Annotated in this window: 12 protein-coding genes; 2 read left to right on the forward strand and 10 right to left on the reverse strand. The window is 63.4% G+C overall.

Translation table 11 applies throughout. The annotated features are described in order from the left end of the window. Positions 1-909: 909 nt before the first annotated feature. Complete coding sequence (locus K8P63_RS06135) at positions 910-1554, forward strand: GGDEF domain-containing protein (RefSeq protein WP_223798938.1); 645 nt, start codon at positions 910-912, stop codon at positions 1552-1554. Positions 1555-1993: 439 nt separating this feature from the next. Here K8P63_RS06135 and K8P63_RS06140 read toward each other — a convergent pair. Then, positions 1994-3120 (reverse strand): IS3 family transposase gene (locus K8P63_RS06140; protein WP_223796261.1). Its coding sequence is split into 2 segments (ribosomal slippage): positions 1994-2868 and positions 2868-3120, totalling 1128 coding nucleotides; the frame shifts between segments, so codons are not numbered across the junction. Positions 3121-3574: 454 nt separating this feature from the next. On the opposite strand from K8P63_RS06140, the gene K8P63_RS06145 reads away from it, so the two are divergent. Next, entirely contained in the window at positions 3575-3937 is a 363-nt protein-coding gene (locus K8P63_RS06145) for a PRC-barrel domain-containing protein (protein ID WP_223798939.1), read from the forward strand. A 618-nt stretch (positions 3938-4555) separates the two neighbouring features. Here the strand turns inward: K8P63_RS06145 and K8P63_RS06150 are convergent. The 9 genes from K8P63_RS06150 to K8P63_RS06190 form a co-directional block, all read right to left on the reverse strand. After that, complete coding sequence (locus K8P63_RS06150; RefSeq protein ID WP_223798940.1) at positions 4556-6529, reverse strand: hybrid sensor histidine kinase/response regulator; 1974 nt, start codon at positions 6527-6529, stop codon at positions 4556-4558. Then, the gene (locus K8P63_RS06155) at positions 6529-8001 is read right to left on the reverse strand and encodes an ATPase domain-containing protein (RefSeq protein ID WP_223799755.1); all 1473 of its coding nucleotides are present in this window, start codon (positions 7999-8001) and stop codon (positions 6529-6531) included. Before K8P63_RS06155 ends, K8P63_RS06150 begins: the two co-directional genes overlap by 1 nt. A gap of 478 nt (positions 8002-8479) precedes the next feature. Beyond that, positions 8480-9340, reverse strand: a complete 861-nt coding sequence (locus K8P63_RS06160; RefSeq protein ID WP_223798941.1) for a glycosyltransferase family 2 protein — start codon at positions 9338-9340, stop codon at positions 8480-8482. Further along, positions 9340-9921, reverse strand: coding sequence for a class I SAM-dependent DNA methyltransferase (locus K8P63_RS06165; RefSeq protein WP_223798942.1), 582 nt, complete (start codon positions 9919-9921; stop codon positions 9340-9342). Before K8P63_RS06165 ends, K8P63_RS06160 begins: the two co-directional genes overlap by 1 nt. Continuing rightward, complete coding sequence (locus K8P63_RS06170; RefSeq protein WP_223798943.1) at positions 9918-10583, reverse strand: PIG-L deacetylase family protein; 666 nt, start codon at positions 10581-10583, stop codon at positions 9918-9920. The genes K8P63_RS06165 and K8P63_RS06170 overlap by 4 nt, the downstream gene beginning before the upstream one ends. Continuing rightward, positions 10580-11686: an acyl-CoA dehydrogenase family protein gene (locus K8P63_RS06175; RefSeq protein ID WP_223798944.1), complete on the reverse strand. Its 1107-nt coding sequence runs from the start codon at positions 11684-11686 to the stop codon at positions 10580-10582. The genes K8P63_RS06170 and K8P63_RS06175 overlap by 4 nt, the downstream gene beginning before the upstream one ends. Then, on the reverse strand, positions 11683-12735 hold the full coding sequence (locus K8P63_RS06180) for a glycosyltransferase (RefSeq protein WP_223798945.1): 1053 nt from the start codon (positions 12733-12735) through the stop codon (positions 11683-11685). The genes K8P63_RS06175 and K8P63_RS06180 overlap by 4 nt, the downstream gene beginning before the upstream one ends. Continuing rightward, the gene (locus K8P63_RS06185; RefSeq protein ID WP_223798946.1) at positions 12732-13655 is read right to left on the reverse strand and encodes a glycosyltransferase; all 924 of its coding nucleotides are present in this window, start codon (positions 13653-13655) and stop codon (positions 12732-12734) included. Before K8P63_RS06185 ends, K8P63_RS06180 begins: the two co-directional genes overlap by 4 nt. Continuing rightward, positions 13652-14758: a glycosyltransferase family 4 protein gene (locus K8P63_RS06190; protein ID WP_223798947.1), complete on the reverse strand. Its 1107-nt coding sequence runs from the start codon at positions 14756-14758 to the stop codon at positions 13652-13654. Before K8P63_RS06190 ends, K8P63_RS06185 begins: the two co-directional genes overlap by 4 nt. Between the last annotated feature and the right edge of the window lie 86 nt (positions 14759-14844).

The raw sequence follows: 14844 nt of genomic DNA on the forward strand, positions 1-14844 counted from the left end.
TAGAGCATATCGGAATTTAAAGGGCCTTTCCGCAACCCTGGGAGATCCACTGCGGCTCTTTCGGGGCAAAGGCCGAACAGCGTCCCAATATAACTTTTCATGGTGCTGTCAGGCCAAATGCAATGCTTGGTAAGGAGGGCTGGGTACGTTGGGCCTTCCAACTCGCGGCCCTCGCTTCGGAAAGAGCTCGCGCGTCTCCGATCGATGATGGCCGCAATGGGCGCTGTTAGAGCTAATCGCCCCCCGCTTTGAACGCCCGCTAAGATGGCGGCATGCGCCGCTACAAGCCTCGCTCTTCGAGCCTGTTGCGCTACTTCAATTCGTTGCCAGAGGTAATCCGGCTGGCGGTGATGATGCATGTGCGGTTCCCGCTTAGCCTCAGGAAGCGTGCGATCGTCGAGACCGTCCGTTAACGGTTTCGGGATATGCGGTCGGGCCGGATTATCCGATGTTCCAAGCCATTGATCTCTCGACGCTTCGGCTCTGCAGCCTCCTTGAGAGTGCTGCGTTTGCTGTTGTCTTCGTCATCCTTTGGAGTGGCCGGCCCTCGGCGAAGCACTTGTTGCATTGGGCCGCGAGCTCGTTCGTCTACGCCGCCACGATCTGCGGGTTTCAGATCCTCAATCCTAATGCGCCTGTTGGGGGTGCCACTCTCTTCGCGCTCTTGGGTCTGAGCGATGTCTTACTCGTGTCAGGTGTCCGTGGCCTCGAAGGCCAGAAGCCGTTCCGGCGGTGGATGTGGCCGCGGTTGCTGCGCCCGCAATCGTTCACGCTCTGCCGCGCGCACTTGGGATCGAGGTCTCCGGCGACGCGACGGACTCTGTTGGCGTCGCCATACCAATGGCGGCGGCAGGCTGCGCTCTTCTGTTTGAGCGCAGCCGTCTTTCGCCATCGCGAGGGCGGCGAACAGTGGGCCTCGCACTTCTCGGCTATCTCCCCGGCTATGCGATCGCGGTAAGCCTAAGCCTGGGCTTCCATCCCGGCCAAAATTACCTCGCGCTCATCCCGATGCTTTCCGACCAACTGCTGCTTGGAATCCTAAACCTAGGTCTGCTTTCCATCCCGGCGGAGCGCGATCGCAGTAGGCTGGAAGAAGCTGCTTTACGCGATCCGCTGACCGGAGCGTGGAACCGGACCGCATTAGTAGCGCAGACGCCGTCGCTGACCCGAGCGGGAGCGGTCGTGGTCGCGATCGACATAGATCACTTCAAGGCGATCAATGACCGGTACGGGCACGCGACGGGCGACGACGTGCTGCTCGCGCTGACACGCCGCTCTTTCGTGCTGCTTGAGCAGCAAGGCGGCAAGCTCTTCCGCATGGGTGGAGATGAGTTCATCGCGGTGTTGCCGCAAAACACTTTGAGCGAGGCACGTGCATTCGCCATCCGGCTTCGGCAGTGGCCTGACGAAACTGGCCAACTGCCGCCGTGGACCATCAGCGTGGGACTGTCGCAGATCGAGCCGCGCGACCGCGACTTCAAAACAGCGCTCAAGCGGGCTGACCAGTCTCTGTACGATGCAAAGGAACTAGGGCGGGATCGCATCGCGGCCTAATCGCGACTGCTGTCGCTCCACCTGTACGTGCGCATATCGATCGAGGGGGTGCGGATCGAGGTGTTGAGCATCCGGGCGCTGGCCGGTTTGCCCCACTATAGACCGCTTGCCTATTGATGGATTTGCTAGCAGACCCGACCGGCGGTCGGCATCAACATGAATGCGTACACTGCCCAGTTGGACAGCCTAGCGCTTGCTCGGCTGAATGAGTGACATAAACGCGGTGGAGGTGAGGGCCGCGACGCGAGCAATGAGCCCAATTCGAGGTTATTTTGCGCGAATTCGCAGTGTTCCCGATATGAGCCTGTCGCTAGACCAGAGGATGCGCTTCCTAAAATGGCTTTTCCGACAACACGAATGGACGGATTGGATCGGCAAGTTGGCTCGCTATGCCAGGGCCGACCGACGCCTACTGACGTGCTCCCCATTTCTCCTCCAGTCATAACTGGAGTCCGGGGTCATCATCGTGCCCATGTGGGCGGGGTTGCACAACCCGCTTGGCAGCATCGGCGGGCGTCAGCCCGCCTATCCCGCTATGCGGTCGCACATGGTTGTAGTCGTCGCGCCAGCTGCTCAACACCGAGCGGGCGTGGCTCAACGACGCGAACAGCGTCTCGTTCAGACATTCGTCGCGCAAGCGACCATTAAAGCTCTCGACGTAGCCGTTTTGCTGCGGCTTGCCCGGCGCGATGTAATGCCACTCGATCTGCCGGTCCTGCGCCCAGCGCAGGATCGCCAGGCTCGTCAGTTCGGTCCCGTTATCGCTGACGATCATTAGCGGCCTGCCGCGCACCGCGATGATCGCGTCCAGCTCCCGTGCGACCCGAGCGCCCGACAGCGACGTGTCAACCGCCAGCGCGAGGCTCTCGCGCGTGAAGTCGTCGACGACGGCGAGGATGCGGATACGCCGGCTGCACACCAGCGTGTCGCTCACAAAGTCCAGGCTCCATCGCTGGTTCGGGCCTTGCGGTAGCGTCACCGGTGCCCGCGTGCCCATCGCTCGCTTGCGACCACGCCGTCTGCGCACCCGTAGATTCTCCTCGCGATACAGCCGCAGCAGCTTCTTGTGGTTCATGACCAGACCCTCGCGCGCCAGCATGATCCCCAGCCGCCGGTAGCCGAAGCGCCGACGTTCGAGCGCGATCTCGCGAAGACGCGACCGCAGGTCGCCATCATCACCACGCCGATGCGCATAGCGCATCGACGACCGATCCACGCTGAGGATGGCGCAGGCCCGACGCTCGCTGATACCGAAGGCCTGCCGAACATCTTCGACAGCCCTCCGGCGAGCGGCAGGCCTCACCAGTTTTTTGAGGCAACCTCCTTCAGCACCGCATTGTCGAGCATCGCATCGGCCAACAGCCGCTTCAGCCGCGCGTTCTCGTCCTCCAGCACCTTCAGCTTGCGCGCCTGCGACACGTCCATGCCGCCATAGGTCGCCTTCCATTTGTAGAAGGTCGCGCTGCTCACGCCGTGTTTGCGGCACACGTCCGCGGTCGACGATCCAGCTTCCTGCTCACGCAGGAGCCCTATGATCTGCTCCTCGCTAAACCTGCTGCGCTTCATCTCCGTCCTCCTCAATGAAGGACTCTAGCTCAAAATGGAGGAGTTTCAGGGGAGCACGTCACCGTTTCGCAACCATCCCGGGCGCCGTCGCGCCTATGGTTTGCTCCAGATAGCAGCTGGTGTCCTACTCGCGTCGCGGCTGAAGTTGTAAGCGCGAGGCTGCCCGACGGCGGAGCCCCGACACCTTTTTGGCGGGCCTGATCCCTATCCATCGGCCGTTCGCACGCCTCATTTGCGCGAATAGAACGGCTTCAAGCTCGACGAGCACCAGGTCGATCGTGGCGCTCAGGCGGCGGCGGTGCTGCTGGTCGGCTGTTCGCGTTCGCGATCGTGCTCGCCTCGCAGGTCTGGCGGCGCAATGCCGTGATTGAAGCGATCGTCGACCCAGGCGGCGAAAGGGCGGAGCTATGCGTTCATCGCTCTGTGGAACGCATCGAAAACATAGTGAGGACCTATGACGGAGCAGATCGAGACGACCAGCCTGCTGGCGCAAGCGCGAACCGGCAGTCTCAAGGTCAGCTCGCGGGACGGCGATTCGCTCGGCAGCGTACATGCCCTCATGGTCGACAAGCGGACTGGGCGAAGCACCTATGCGGTGCTCAGCGTCGGCGGCTTTCTAGGCATGAACAGGAGCTTCTATCCACTTCCTTTCGAGCTGCTGACCTATGATGCCGCGGAGGATCGCTACGTCGTGACGATTGATCGGCGTCTGCTTGAGGGAGGGCCTAGCTGGGCCAACAATCCACCCGAGTTCAATCAGGCGTATGCCGACAGGGTCGCTAGCTATTACGGTGTCGCCCCTGCAAACATCGCCTAGCCGCATCGACCGCCCCGCTCATTCCGGTCGGTGCGTCACCAATGAAGCTTTACGGCCGGCATCGCTGATCGACGGAGCGCCGAGGACACGGCGAGCGCGCTTGTTCTCACAACTCCGAAAATCGTCGCGAGATGCGACTGGTATAGCGCCACGTAGTCGTTTGCACTCAGTGCAGCCGCAGCTTTGTCACCCTTTCAATCCCAGTCTGGTGACGCATTGAAAAAAGAGCAGGGACATGCGGCTGAGATATCGCGTGCAATCGCGGCGTTCGAGTTCACCGTTCCGATCTCGGCGTCCGGGAGGGGGCGTAAATCAGATCTGCCGTTCGTTATCGTTCGCTATAATAAATACTGCCTGCTTGCTGCCTAGTACCGCCACCATCATGCTGCAAAGTTGGTGGCATCGGCGATCAACCTTCGCTGCATGGGCTACCTCGAAAGATCGGAACTCCCCGGGCGAACGGAAGCCGGCCTACCGTAGCTTTCTGCACCTGTTTGCCGTCGCAGGAGGGCTAGGTAGCTCGCGATCAGGTCCGGCTGGGACGCAATCCTCTCTAAGTCTAGAAATGGATCACCTTATATCGATCCTAGTCGCCGCTAAAATCGCACCTTCACCTCATCACATTGCGCGCAGATGCGGTTTCCGTACGGTTGAGGATCGGATCAGCTCGTCGAGCCGCCGTGCGAGATCTACCTGTCGAAACGGTTTCGCCAAGCGTGCGACATCTGCCGGTACATCTTCGCCCGCAGCGGCATAGCCGGTGACGAGCAACGACGGGATCTTAAAGGGCGAGATTCGCAATTCGCAGATGAGCGCTCCGCCTGTCATGCCGGGCATCAGATAGTCGCTTACCAGCGCATCTGCCTCGGTGCCGGACTGGACGGCAGCGATCGCTTGACTCGCGGATCCGAATTCTACGACCGAATATCCGAGATCGCGGAGCATATCCGCCGTGGCGGACCGAACCAGCTCTTCGTCATCGACGAGCATCACTGTAGCGGCGCTATGGGCTGCGATTGGCTCGACCACGTCCGACGAAGCCGTTTCGGCTATATCGCGGGTGGCCGGCAGCCACATTTCGACCGATGTTCCCTTGCCGGGCGTACTGGTCAGATTGAGTGTTCCACCGGACTGGGCAGCCAAGCCGTGGATCATCGACAGGCCGAGCCCAGTTCCCTTGCCGACGCCCTTGGTCGAGAAAAACGGTTCAGTAGCGCGGGCAAGCGTCGCGGCGTCCATCCCCGTTCCCGTGTCGATCGCCGACAACCGGACGTAGTGCCCTGAAGACAGCCCCAGAGCGTGCACACCGTCGATTTCGAAAAACCGGGCCGCCAAGGTCAGGCGTCCCCCGCCAGGCATCGCATCTCGGGCATTGATGGCGAGGTTGAGTAGGGCTAACTCGAGCTGATTAGGGTCGATACGCGCCGACGGGAGATTGCTCGGGACATCGAGCACCACGTCGATCGTTGGCCCTAGCGATCGCCGGATCAGATCAACAATCCCGTCGATCAAAGCGGCAACGTCCACCGCCTTGGGTTGCAGGGCTTGGCGGCGCGCGAAGGCCAGGAGACGCTGCGTCAGCGTCGCGGCCCGCTCGGCCGCCTGCATGGCGCCGGCGACCATCTTTTGAGTGCGTTCGTCATCTTTGTGCCGCCGCCGGACCATATCGAGGCTGCCTACGATAGGCGTGAGGAGATTATTAAAGTCATGGGCGACGCCGCCGGTTAGCTGGCCGATCGCGTCCATCTTGTGCGCCTGCGCGAGCTGGGCGTCAGCCTCCTTGCGATCGGTGACGTCTGATATGACACCGGCGATGCCGACGGGTTGTCCATTGTCATACCGGACACGCCCTTTGGACACGATGTAGCGGGTTGCCCCGTCTGCACGAACGATCGTGCATTCCAAATCGAGCGCGCCACTCGTGAGGGCCCGTTCGAACACGATCTGGATATCGGCCCGCTGTGATCGAACGACATGCTCGATGAAAGTCTCGAGCCGCCAAATGGGCCGCCGTTCCGGATATCCGAAAATCTCGTCGTGCCGTTGCGAGCGTCTTGATTCTCCGGTCAGCAGATCAAGATCCCAGGTTCCCATGCCCGCCGCTTCGAGCGCGATCTCGAGACTGCTTCGCGCGGCTTCCAATTCTCGTGTGCGATCGACCACTGTGCGCTCGAGGGTAGCGGCTGCGGCCTGGACTTCGAATTGCCGAGCCCGCGCTTTCAGAGCAGAGCGGACGGCGCCCAGCATGGCCTCGGCATGGAGCGGCCGCTCCAACAAAACCACGTTGCCGAGATCCGTGAGCCTCTTGGTGGCCAAGGCCGAGCGGGGCGCCTTGCCGCCATTGGCAAGCACGATGAAGGGCAGATCCGACCAGGAGGGCTGACTAGTCGTCCAAGCGGTCAGCGCATGCTGATCGCCTCTGGCCAATGCCTCCTCGGTGATGAGCACGGCGCCTGCGCCGACGCGCAACGCGTCCAGCAGGTCCATCGTCGACGCGCAGACAACGGGATCGATGGCGTTTTTGGACAGGAGATCTGCTGCGATGGCGGCGTCTCGCCCACGCGGCGCGAGGACGAGGACGCGCCTGTCCATCAGCCGGCGTGTCCGGCGCCGGTGCCGGCATCGCTGGCCAACAGTGTCTTGCTCTCTCCCGAGAAGGTCGGAACGCCGGTCAAAACGCCCTGGAAGTCGCGCAACGGTGCGCCGAAGGCGACGCCGGAGTCGGCGATCCTGAATTCGCGGATGGTGCGCTCGTGCTTCGCCGTTCGGGTTTTGATGACGGAGATCGCCTGGCGAACCTCCCCATAGGCTTCGAAATAGCGAAGCTGGAGGACGGTGTCGGCGAGATAGCTCAGATCGATGTCGGAGCGGATGTCGCCCATGACGCCGTGCAGACCAAGAATCAGAAGCGAGACGACACCGAGCTGGCCGAGATAGGTCAGCAGTTCATGCATCTGGAGGATGAGAAACTGCTCGTTTGGCATCGACTGGAGATACGCATTGAGGCTGTCGATCACGACGACCTTGGCGTCGTGGTCTTCCACCGCTTGGCGAACCGCGCCTGCGAACTCGCCGGGCGACAGCTCCGCTGGGTCGATCGCGCGCAACAAGAGCTGGCCGCTGTCGACATAAGGTTGGAGGTCCATGCCTAACGCCGCTGATCGCCTCATCAGGGTTGGTAGGCGCTCGTCAAATAGGAAGTAGACCGCATGATCGCCGCGCTCGAGGGCCGCGACCATGGACTGTACCGAGGCGGTCGTTTTGCCGACGCCGGCGGGGCCGGTAAGCAAGGTCGCGGTGCCGGGAACAAGACCGCCGCCAAGCAGCGCGTCGAACTCGACTGAGCCAGTCGAGACGAAATCGTCGGCGTACTCGGTCCCGTGGTCCGCCGCGACCAGCCGGGGATAAACGCGCAGGCCACCGCGCTCGATCTCGAAGTCGTGATAGCCACCGCGAAAGCGGACGCCGCGCATTTTGACAATATGGACGCGCCGCCTTTGCGCACCGAAGCCGGATAGGATCTGCTCCAATGAGATCACGCCATGCGCGATGCTGTGGAGCTGGACGTCGCTGCCTGACGTGCTCTTGTCGTCGAGGACGAGCACTGTGCAGGCGCGCGTCGTGAAGAAATGCTTGAGTGCCAGGATCTGGCGGCGATAACGGATCGGGCTCTGCGCCAGAAGGCGCAGCTCCGAGAGGCTATCGATCACAACCCGCGTGGGATGGACCTCATCTACCTTCGCCATGATGCCGCGCAGGGTTTCTCCGAGTTCAACTTCACTTGGGTGTAACAATGTCTGTTCTTGGTCTTCGGCGAGCCCCTCGGCCGGCACCATCTCGAACAGACTGATCGGGTCGAGCGACCAGCCGTGGGTCTTTGCCACCGCCCGCAATTCCACCTCGGTTTCCGCGAGTGTAATATATAAACCGGTCTCACCGACTTTCGCGCCAGCAAGGAGAAAACCTAGTCCGAGCGTGGTCTTGCCCGTCCCAGGAGTGCCTTCCACAAGATACAAACGATCGGGGGTGAGGCCACCACCTAAGATATCGTCGAGTCCCGAAATGCCCGTCTGCGCTGGTTTGCTATCTCCATTGGTCGGCACTCGGAATCCCCATGCATCGCTGATTTGCCGAGCAGAGTAACGCGGCTCAGCGGCGATCGATGCATTGAGGGCGATCGTCAGTGCCACGGATTGCTTATCCGTTCAGTTTCAATGAATTTGGGATGGCACGGTTGCAGTCCAAAGAGACGCTTCGTGCGTGAGCTGACGCTCATAGCAGCAATGAACTGGCCCACTTCGTCATCGGACGCGCAATCTTTTGCGGCCCGGCGGCATCTCAAGCCAAGATGAACTATGTCTAAAATTAGCGACCGCGGGGACGACGCTGAATGTTCATTTATGGATCTTGCGGGGTCTAATGCTACCGGGTCGCCAACTGCCAGCGGGCGCGGCGGCTTGGACTGAGTCGCGCGGGCCCGATCGGCCGGACCGGCGAAGCTCGGCGATACCCGACCGGGCTCAAGCGGCGAAGCGTTCCCACCTACGGAGCCTCGATCTCCGCACGATTTGGCACAACGCGCGCGGCTTCCATTTCGGAGTTAGATGGCAGGCGGAGCAGCTCGAGTGTGTCGTCTCGCCAACGCACCAAGCCTAGCTTTACGAAGGCCTCCAGCCAACCTTCCATCGGCCATCGGTCCCACCGCGCTCGAAAATGACGCGCGTTGCGCACGATATCCATGACGTGCTGAACGGGCGGATCGTAACTGTCGTGATATTGATGGCAGGCGATCGCGCCACCGACGAAAAGCAGCTTGCAGCCGGCCCGCGATACCCGAAAGGCAAAATCCGTATCCTCGGCGCCGTAGCCGGAGAACTCCTCGTCGAACCCGCCAAGTGCCGAGAAGCGACCGCGACGTATCGCGAAGGCGAGCGACCAGAACAGACCGGGGTTGGCCTCTTCGCGTATGCCCGTCTCAGGAAAGAGGCGAACAGGGTGATGAGATCCGAGCGCGAGCAACTCGGCTTCGGTCCAGTGGCCGCGCGCGTCAGCTGGGCCCAGATAGCGCACGTCCGCGCAGAGCAGAGCATCATGATGTGCCAGCGCCGCAACGAGATTTCCGATGCAGTTCCCGAGCGGGATACAGTCGACGTCGAAGAAGATAAGGTTCTCGAACCGGGCCAGAGACGCCGCCCGGTTACGCGCGGCAGCGAGCGGCAGACCTTCGCATTCGAAGCGATCGATGCGGATCGGAAAGAGCGCCGGGTCCACCTCGACCGGAACGTCACTCATGTCGACGATAATGAGCTCATCGGGCTGTTGCGCGCTCCGGCGCAGACCCTCGACGAGCTGAAGAAGATGTGCACTTCGATTGCGGACGATGGTGAGGGCCGATACGCCCATCAACGCTTCTCCCACAGATCAAGTCGGTATCGATCGCGACGCTCGGCCATCACCACCGAAAAGTCTTCGGCGAGCCCCGCCCAAAGCGCTTCGACCGCCGCATCGCCACTGTGGGGATAATCCGTCTCGCCTGTATAATGGACGAGGATGATGCGCCCGCCGGCCTCGACACTGGCGCGCAGCCATTCGCAGGCTCGGTCGAGATCGGCGACGCTCCAGTAATAAGCCACTTCCGACAGGATCACGAGATCATAGGGTGCGTCATTGGGCACATCGTTAGGGAAGGCCATGCGCTTCAAGGTGAGGCCGGGCCGGTCGCCAACCCGCTGGCGCGCCTTGGCAAGCGCCTTGCTGCTGATATCGACGGCGAGCAGGGTATCGCACAGGCCGACGAGCTGGCCCGTCAACACCCCATGCGCGCAGCCGATCTCGAAGGCCCGAACGTAGCGCCGGTCGGCCAGAACGTCATGGGTGTGCTGAAACTTGGCAGCTTCATAGTCGCTGCTTGCGAGATCCCAGGGGTCGTCATCGGCCGCGAAGATTCCGTCGAAATAAGCGGCATTCAGGCTCGATCCGCTCATGTCCTGCCGCTCCTGATGGTGAGAATATCGTTCGCCGACATGCGCAGCTTCTCCGGCGGCAGCCGAAAGCCGGCTCCCAGCATGGGCGACATCTGGCTGCGATGCGCGCGGAGCGCATGGCGTCGTATGCCCGGCGGCATGGCCGGTATCGCGAGGCGACGGCCGGATGCCGGGAGCGCGCTCCAGACGTGATAGGCGAACAGCGAGACGGGTCGGCGCGCGAGCCGTATAGCCGCGTCGGCAAGTCGATAAGCCGCTACGTGGTCGCAATGCGCCTCGGTGCGGTCGGCGACCGCGATGGCATCGATCTGGCGACGGCGCAGAAGCGCTGCGAGCCACGCAGCATCGCGCGCGAACGCACGGCTATCGGCTTTATGGGGATGCGCGTCATGCCATCCAAGCCATTCGACCGGAACATCGCCGCCTCCCAGCCGTCGGATCGCCCGATGCGCCTCGCCCCGACGGGTCATGCTCACGCGCGGCGTGCCGGCGGGATGCGACCCGCTGCCGTCGGTTAAAAAGGCGACGCCGCCGAGCCGGCCGGCTGTCGCCGCATGCGCGATGAGCGCCCCGGCACCCAGGGTCTCGTCATCCGGATGCGGCGCCAGCACCAGCCAGCGTGCCTTGGCCCAGCGGCTGGAAGTCAGCGGCTCGGCGGTCACCACAGCCGATCGTCCGGGTTCCAGACATCGTGATCGAGGAGGGCTTTCGCGGCCTCGTCGCGCGCATGATCGGGACCGGCCTGTCGTAGGTAGAGCGAGAGATCGCGGATGATCTTGTCAGCACGTTCGCCATCGAACGCGCTGCGGGTGCCGAGGAGGCGGGCGGCCGCCTCCATGACCGTAAAGCCGGCCTGTTCGACGATCCCGCGGGTAAGCCGCGCGATCGCGACGGCGTCCGCGTCCCCATGGGCGAAGCGACGCGCGGCCTCATCGACCCACAGCCCGGCGCTGCGCGTCGCCACGACGGCCTCGGCGAAGCGCGCGCGTTGCATGGGATCGCCACGGGCCACGTCGCGCATCGACCGGCGCACCTCGATCAGCAGAGCTTCGATCCCGCCGAGTTGGACCGCGCAAAAACGCCAGGCGCCGGCGGTGAAGCGCGGATCACGATCATAATCGCCTGGGGCGCCCAGCAGCATGGCGGGGTCGATCGCAATATCATCGAGCGAATAGCGCCCGCTAACGGTGGCGCGCATGCCGCGCACACGCCAGGCCGACACGTCGCTGCGCGCGCGGTCGTTTGCAGGCGTGATAACCAGCTGCCGCTCGCTGCCCTCGAGCGCAGCCGTGGCCAGCGCATAGTCGAGGCCACCTGCACCGCTGGCGAAGATCTTCTCGCCGGTCAGGTGGATAGGATCTTGCCCCTCGATCCGCACGCCGGGTTGCGGCTCGGTCGCCCAAACCCCAAACCAGGCGCCCGCGTCGAGCGCATGCGCGAGCCATATGCGCTGCTCGGGCCTTGCATACCAGTCGAACAGCTGCAGCGCGTTGACGTGCCCCTCATAGAGCCGTCCGATGCTGAGATCTCCGCGTCCGACGAAACGAAGCGTGCGCGCCATGTCGGCGCAGAAAAGCTGTGGACTGGCGAAAGCGTCGCCGCCGCAGGCAACGGGCGCGAAGCGGCGATGATAACCGGCGTCGTAAAGAACCCGCAGGCTGTCGATCGGAAAGTTTGGCGCAGCATCGTATCGCGCGCCGAGGGCAGCGAGCCGCTCAGCGACATCATCCGGTTGAACCGGAATGGAGTGGGCGGCCGACGTCATGCGATGTGGCTCCGAGCGCGCGAATAATCGCCGTCTAGCGTGTCGAGCCACTGCGCGACCCGCCCAGAGCCGCCAGGTGCTGCGAGTCGGGCAGGCCAGACTGACACCGTGTTTTCGGCCCGTGCTAGGAGGTCGGGCCACGCGCTTGGACGTGGCCAGCCCTGCGACACGACTGCGACGCCAAGCGCGGCGAGCCGCCCGGCCTTCGAGGCTTGCTCATGGAACGGCCGTGCCTCAGGCAGGCAGACAAAGGGGCGGCGGTTTGCGAGAACAGCGCTGACGACGCCATCGCCCGCGGCGCCCACGACAACCCCTGCACGAGCGATCAATGCGTTCGCATCGTCCACCCATCCGCGCAATTCGAGGTTAGGCGGCGACGCGGCGGGGACGGTGCAGGGGCCGATGACGCGCCAACGCCGGTGCGGCGTCGCTCGGGCCGCCGACGCCCATCGATCGCCGTCCGACACGCCGCCGCCCCGGCCAAGGACGACGAGCACCACATCGGCTTCGATTGATCCAGCTGCGACGGAGACGCCGACAATGGCCGGCGCATAGAATGTCTTGGCGCGGATCCACGCAGGGACCGCGTCATCGTCGAGTGCTTCGTCAAAGGGGGCCAGCAACGCCGCTGCGCCCCGGAACGCGTCGAGATGCGGCTCATCGAGCCGTTTGCCCGACAGCCGCACGTAGACGGTCGGGACGGATGCCAGCCGGGCCAGCATGGCGATCTCGACGGAAACGTCGACGACCAGCAGCCGGGGACGTTCCTGCGCGATCCATTGGGTGATCCGTGCCGTTCGCTGGCGGATACCTTCATGATCGACCGGCGCGTAATGAAGCGATGCCGGACGTTCGGCCCGATCTAGGCCGGCGAAACTCGCGTCGAGGCGGTCGTCGGGCAGGTCGAGCGCCGGAAGCCCGTCACTGCAGCCTGCGAGCCCCGTTCCGAGGAGGGTGACGCCTCGCCCCAGCGCATGACCGATCGCGATGGCACGCTGCCGGTGGCCATCGCCATGGTGATGGACATAATATCCGATCGTGCGCGTCATCGGCCGCTTGCCGCCGGCAATGCCATGTCGCACGGCATTGGCGGCAGCTGGCGCTCTGCATCGGCCACGCCTTTAAGTCCGTGTTTCTGCCGTTGATCGCGGCGCCATCGCGCGCGCGCATCCCAATGATCGAAATGCGGGACGCTCGGCGTCTCGCCGCGGGTATGGACGTCGAGCCAGCGTTGGAGGTCGTCCGCCATACCGCCGGCGGCGCGACCGACGATGCGGGCGGACGCGCGCGTCCACACCGACTGCGGATGGATGAGCGTGCCCCCCGCCGCGATCGCAGCATCGACCAGCGCACGATCCTCGCCGACCGGTAGGAGCGGCACGCCGCCGGCACGCTGATAAAGGTCGACGGAAAGGGCAAGGCTCGCGCCGGTATGGTCACCGTGCCGTGGTGCGGGATCGGAGGGCGAAGGATCGATAGAGTCCTCTATTTTGCGCACCTGCCGCCAATAAGCGTCAAATCGCTGCCTGAGGGCGAAGAGTTCAGGCGCCTGTGCGGCTTCGGCTTCGTCAAGTTCGATCCGTCCGCCGATGATACGGTCGGGCGCCGCCGCGGCAAGGTTGGCTGAGATCCAGTCTCGTGGCGGATTGCAATCGGCGTCGGTCGATATCAACAGGCCGCCGGCGGCCCCGAGCGCCGCGACGCCCAGCTCCATCGCCGCGCGACGCGCGGAGCCGGCATGAGCGCGTTCGGGTGCGAAGACGCACTCGCAGAGGTGCAGGGCAAAAATACTACCCACGCGTTCGGCCGCATCACTCGCGATCTGCGTCGTTCCGTCATCGCTGTTGTTGACGCACAACGCTACCGCAAACGGCGCTGCGACATCCTGCGCCGCCAGTGCATCGAACAGCGTGGCGATGTGGGCGGCTTCGTTGCGTGCCGGAATGCACACGCAAAGCGCAACGGTCATGCGACGCTCGCCAGAATGGGGAGGGGCTCGCTCGCCCGATCGTTCACGATCGCCGACCCCGAGCGAAGCGCGTAATAGACCGCCTCGTACTTATCGACCATGCGTTCAGCATCACAATGATGCTCGGCGTGTACGCGACAGGCAGAACGGCTCAAGCGGGTCGCCGCAACAGCCGCTGCCGCGAGCGAGACGACGTCGTCCGGCTCGGCGAGCACGCCGCAGTCCGGGCCGAGTAACGCCGGCACGCCGCCGCGACGATAGGCTGCGACCGGTGTGCCGCACGCCAGCGCCTCGGCAACGACCAGGCCATAGGGTTCCTCCCAACGCGGCGTGCACAAGGCGGCCCGTGCTCCGCCGACCAGATGAGCCAGTTGATGGTGCGCGAGATGGCCGACATGCACGATGTCGTCGCCCAACCGGGGGGCAATCATCTCTTCATAATAAGCCGCGTCCGAAATCGGCCCGGCGATCTTCAGCGCCAGTCCTGCGAGACGCGCCGCATCGATGGCGTGATCAAGGCCCTTTTCCGGAACGATCCGACCGTACCAGACGAGGTAAGGCTCTTCGCTCGCACTCTTGCGGAAGGGGAAATGATGTAAGTCGATCCCGTTGGGGATGACATCGTCGGCGTGGGCCACGTGGCTCCACATCGCAGCGGTAGCCTCGGAAACCGCCACATAGCGCATCCTGCCGCGATTGACCCGGATACCGCTCTCGAGCCAGCAGAAAGGCGGCGTGTGCAGGGTCGTCATCATCGGCGTCGTGATGGTCTCGGCCATACTGACCGGCAGGTAGTGCAGCGAATTGTTGTGGATGATGTCGAAGCTGCGGCCCCTAAGTTCGGTCATGAGCTTCAGATAGGCGTGGTGCTCGCGGAAAAAGGCAACGTCATTGGCTTCTGCGATCCCGGTCTCTAGCAGCGACGTTTCATCGCAGATCGGTTCGACTCCAAGCTGGGGATCGGACCCCGTCGAGGCGAATAAGGTAACCGCATGACCGCGGTCGCGAAGCGATCTCGCGAGCATATGGGTATGCATTTCGAGTCCGCCGGCGAATGGCTCTCGGATTGCATATTTCAAATGCGCGATGATCGCGATCCGCATGGCAGACAGGCTCCCCAGCCGCTGCACGTACCAAACCCGGCAGTCGACAGCGTGTTAACGCAGCACATAGGCGTTATTTCCATCAT

It is taken from the genome of Sphingomonas nostoxanthinifaciens, from assembly GCF_019930585.1.
GTDB classification, from domain to species: domain Bacteria; phylum Pseudomonadota; class Alphaproteobacteria; order Sphingomonadales; family Sphingomonadaceae; genus Sphingomonas_I; species Sphingomonas_I nostoxanthinifaciens.

Coding starts and splice junctions, on each gene's coding strand:
- K8P63_RS06150 (WP_223798940.1), bottom strand. CDS start 6,529: ATGGACAGGCGCGTCCTCGTCCTCGCGCCGCGTGGGCGAGACGCCGCC.
- K8P63_RS06180 (WP_223798945.1), bottom strand. CDS start 12,735: ATGACGCGCACGATCGGATATTATGTCCATCACCATGGCGATGGCCAC.
- K8P63_RS06145 (WP_223798939.1), top strand. CDS start 3,575: ATGACGGAGCAGATCGAGACGACCAGCCTGCTGGCGCAAGCGCGAACC.
- K8P63_RS06160 (WP_223798941.1), bottom strand. CDS start 9,340: ATGGGCGTATCGGCCCTCACCATCGTCCGCAATCGAAGTGCACATCTT.
- K8P63_RS06190 (WP_223798947.1), bottom strand. CDS start 14,758: ATGCGGATCGCGATCATCGCGCATTTGAAATATGCAATCCGAGAGCCA.
- K8P63_RS06165 (WP_223798942.1), bottom strand. CDS start 9,921: ATGAGCGGATCGAGCCTGAATGCCGCTTATTTCGACGGAATCTTCGCG.
- K8P63_RS06185 (WP_223798946.1), bottom strand. CDS start 13,655: ATGACCGTTGCGCTTTGCGTGTGCATTCCGGCACGCAACGAAGCCGCC.
- K8P63_RS06175 (WP_223798944.1), bottom strand. CDS start 11,686: ATGACGTCGGCCGCCCACTCCATTCCGGTTCAACCGGATGATGTCGCT.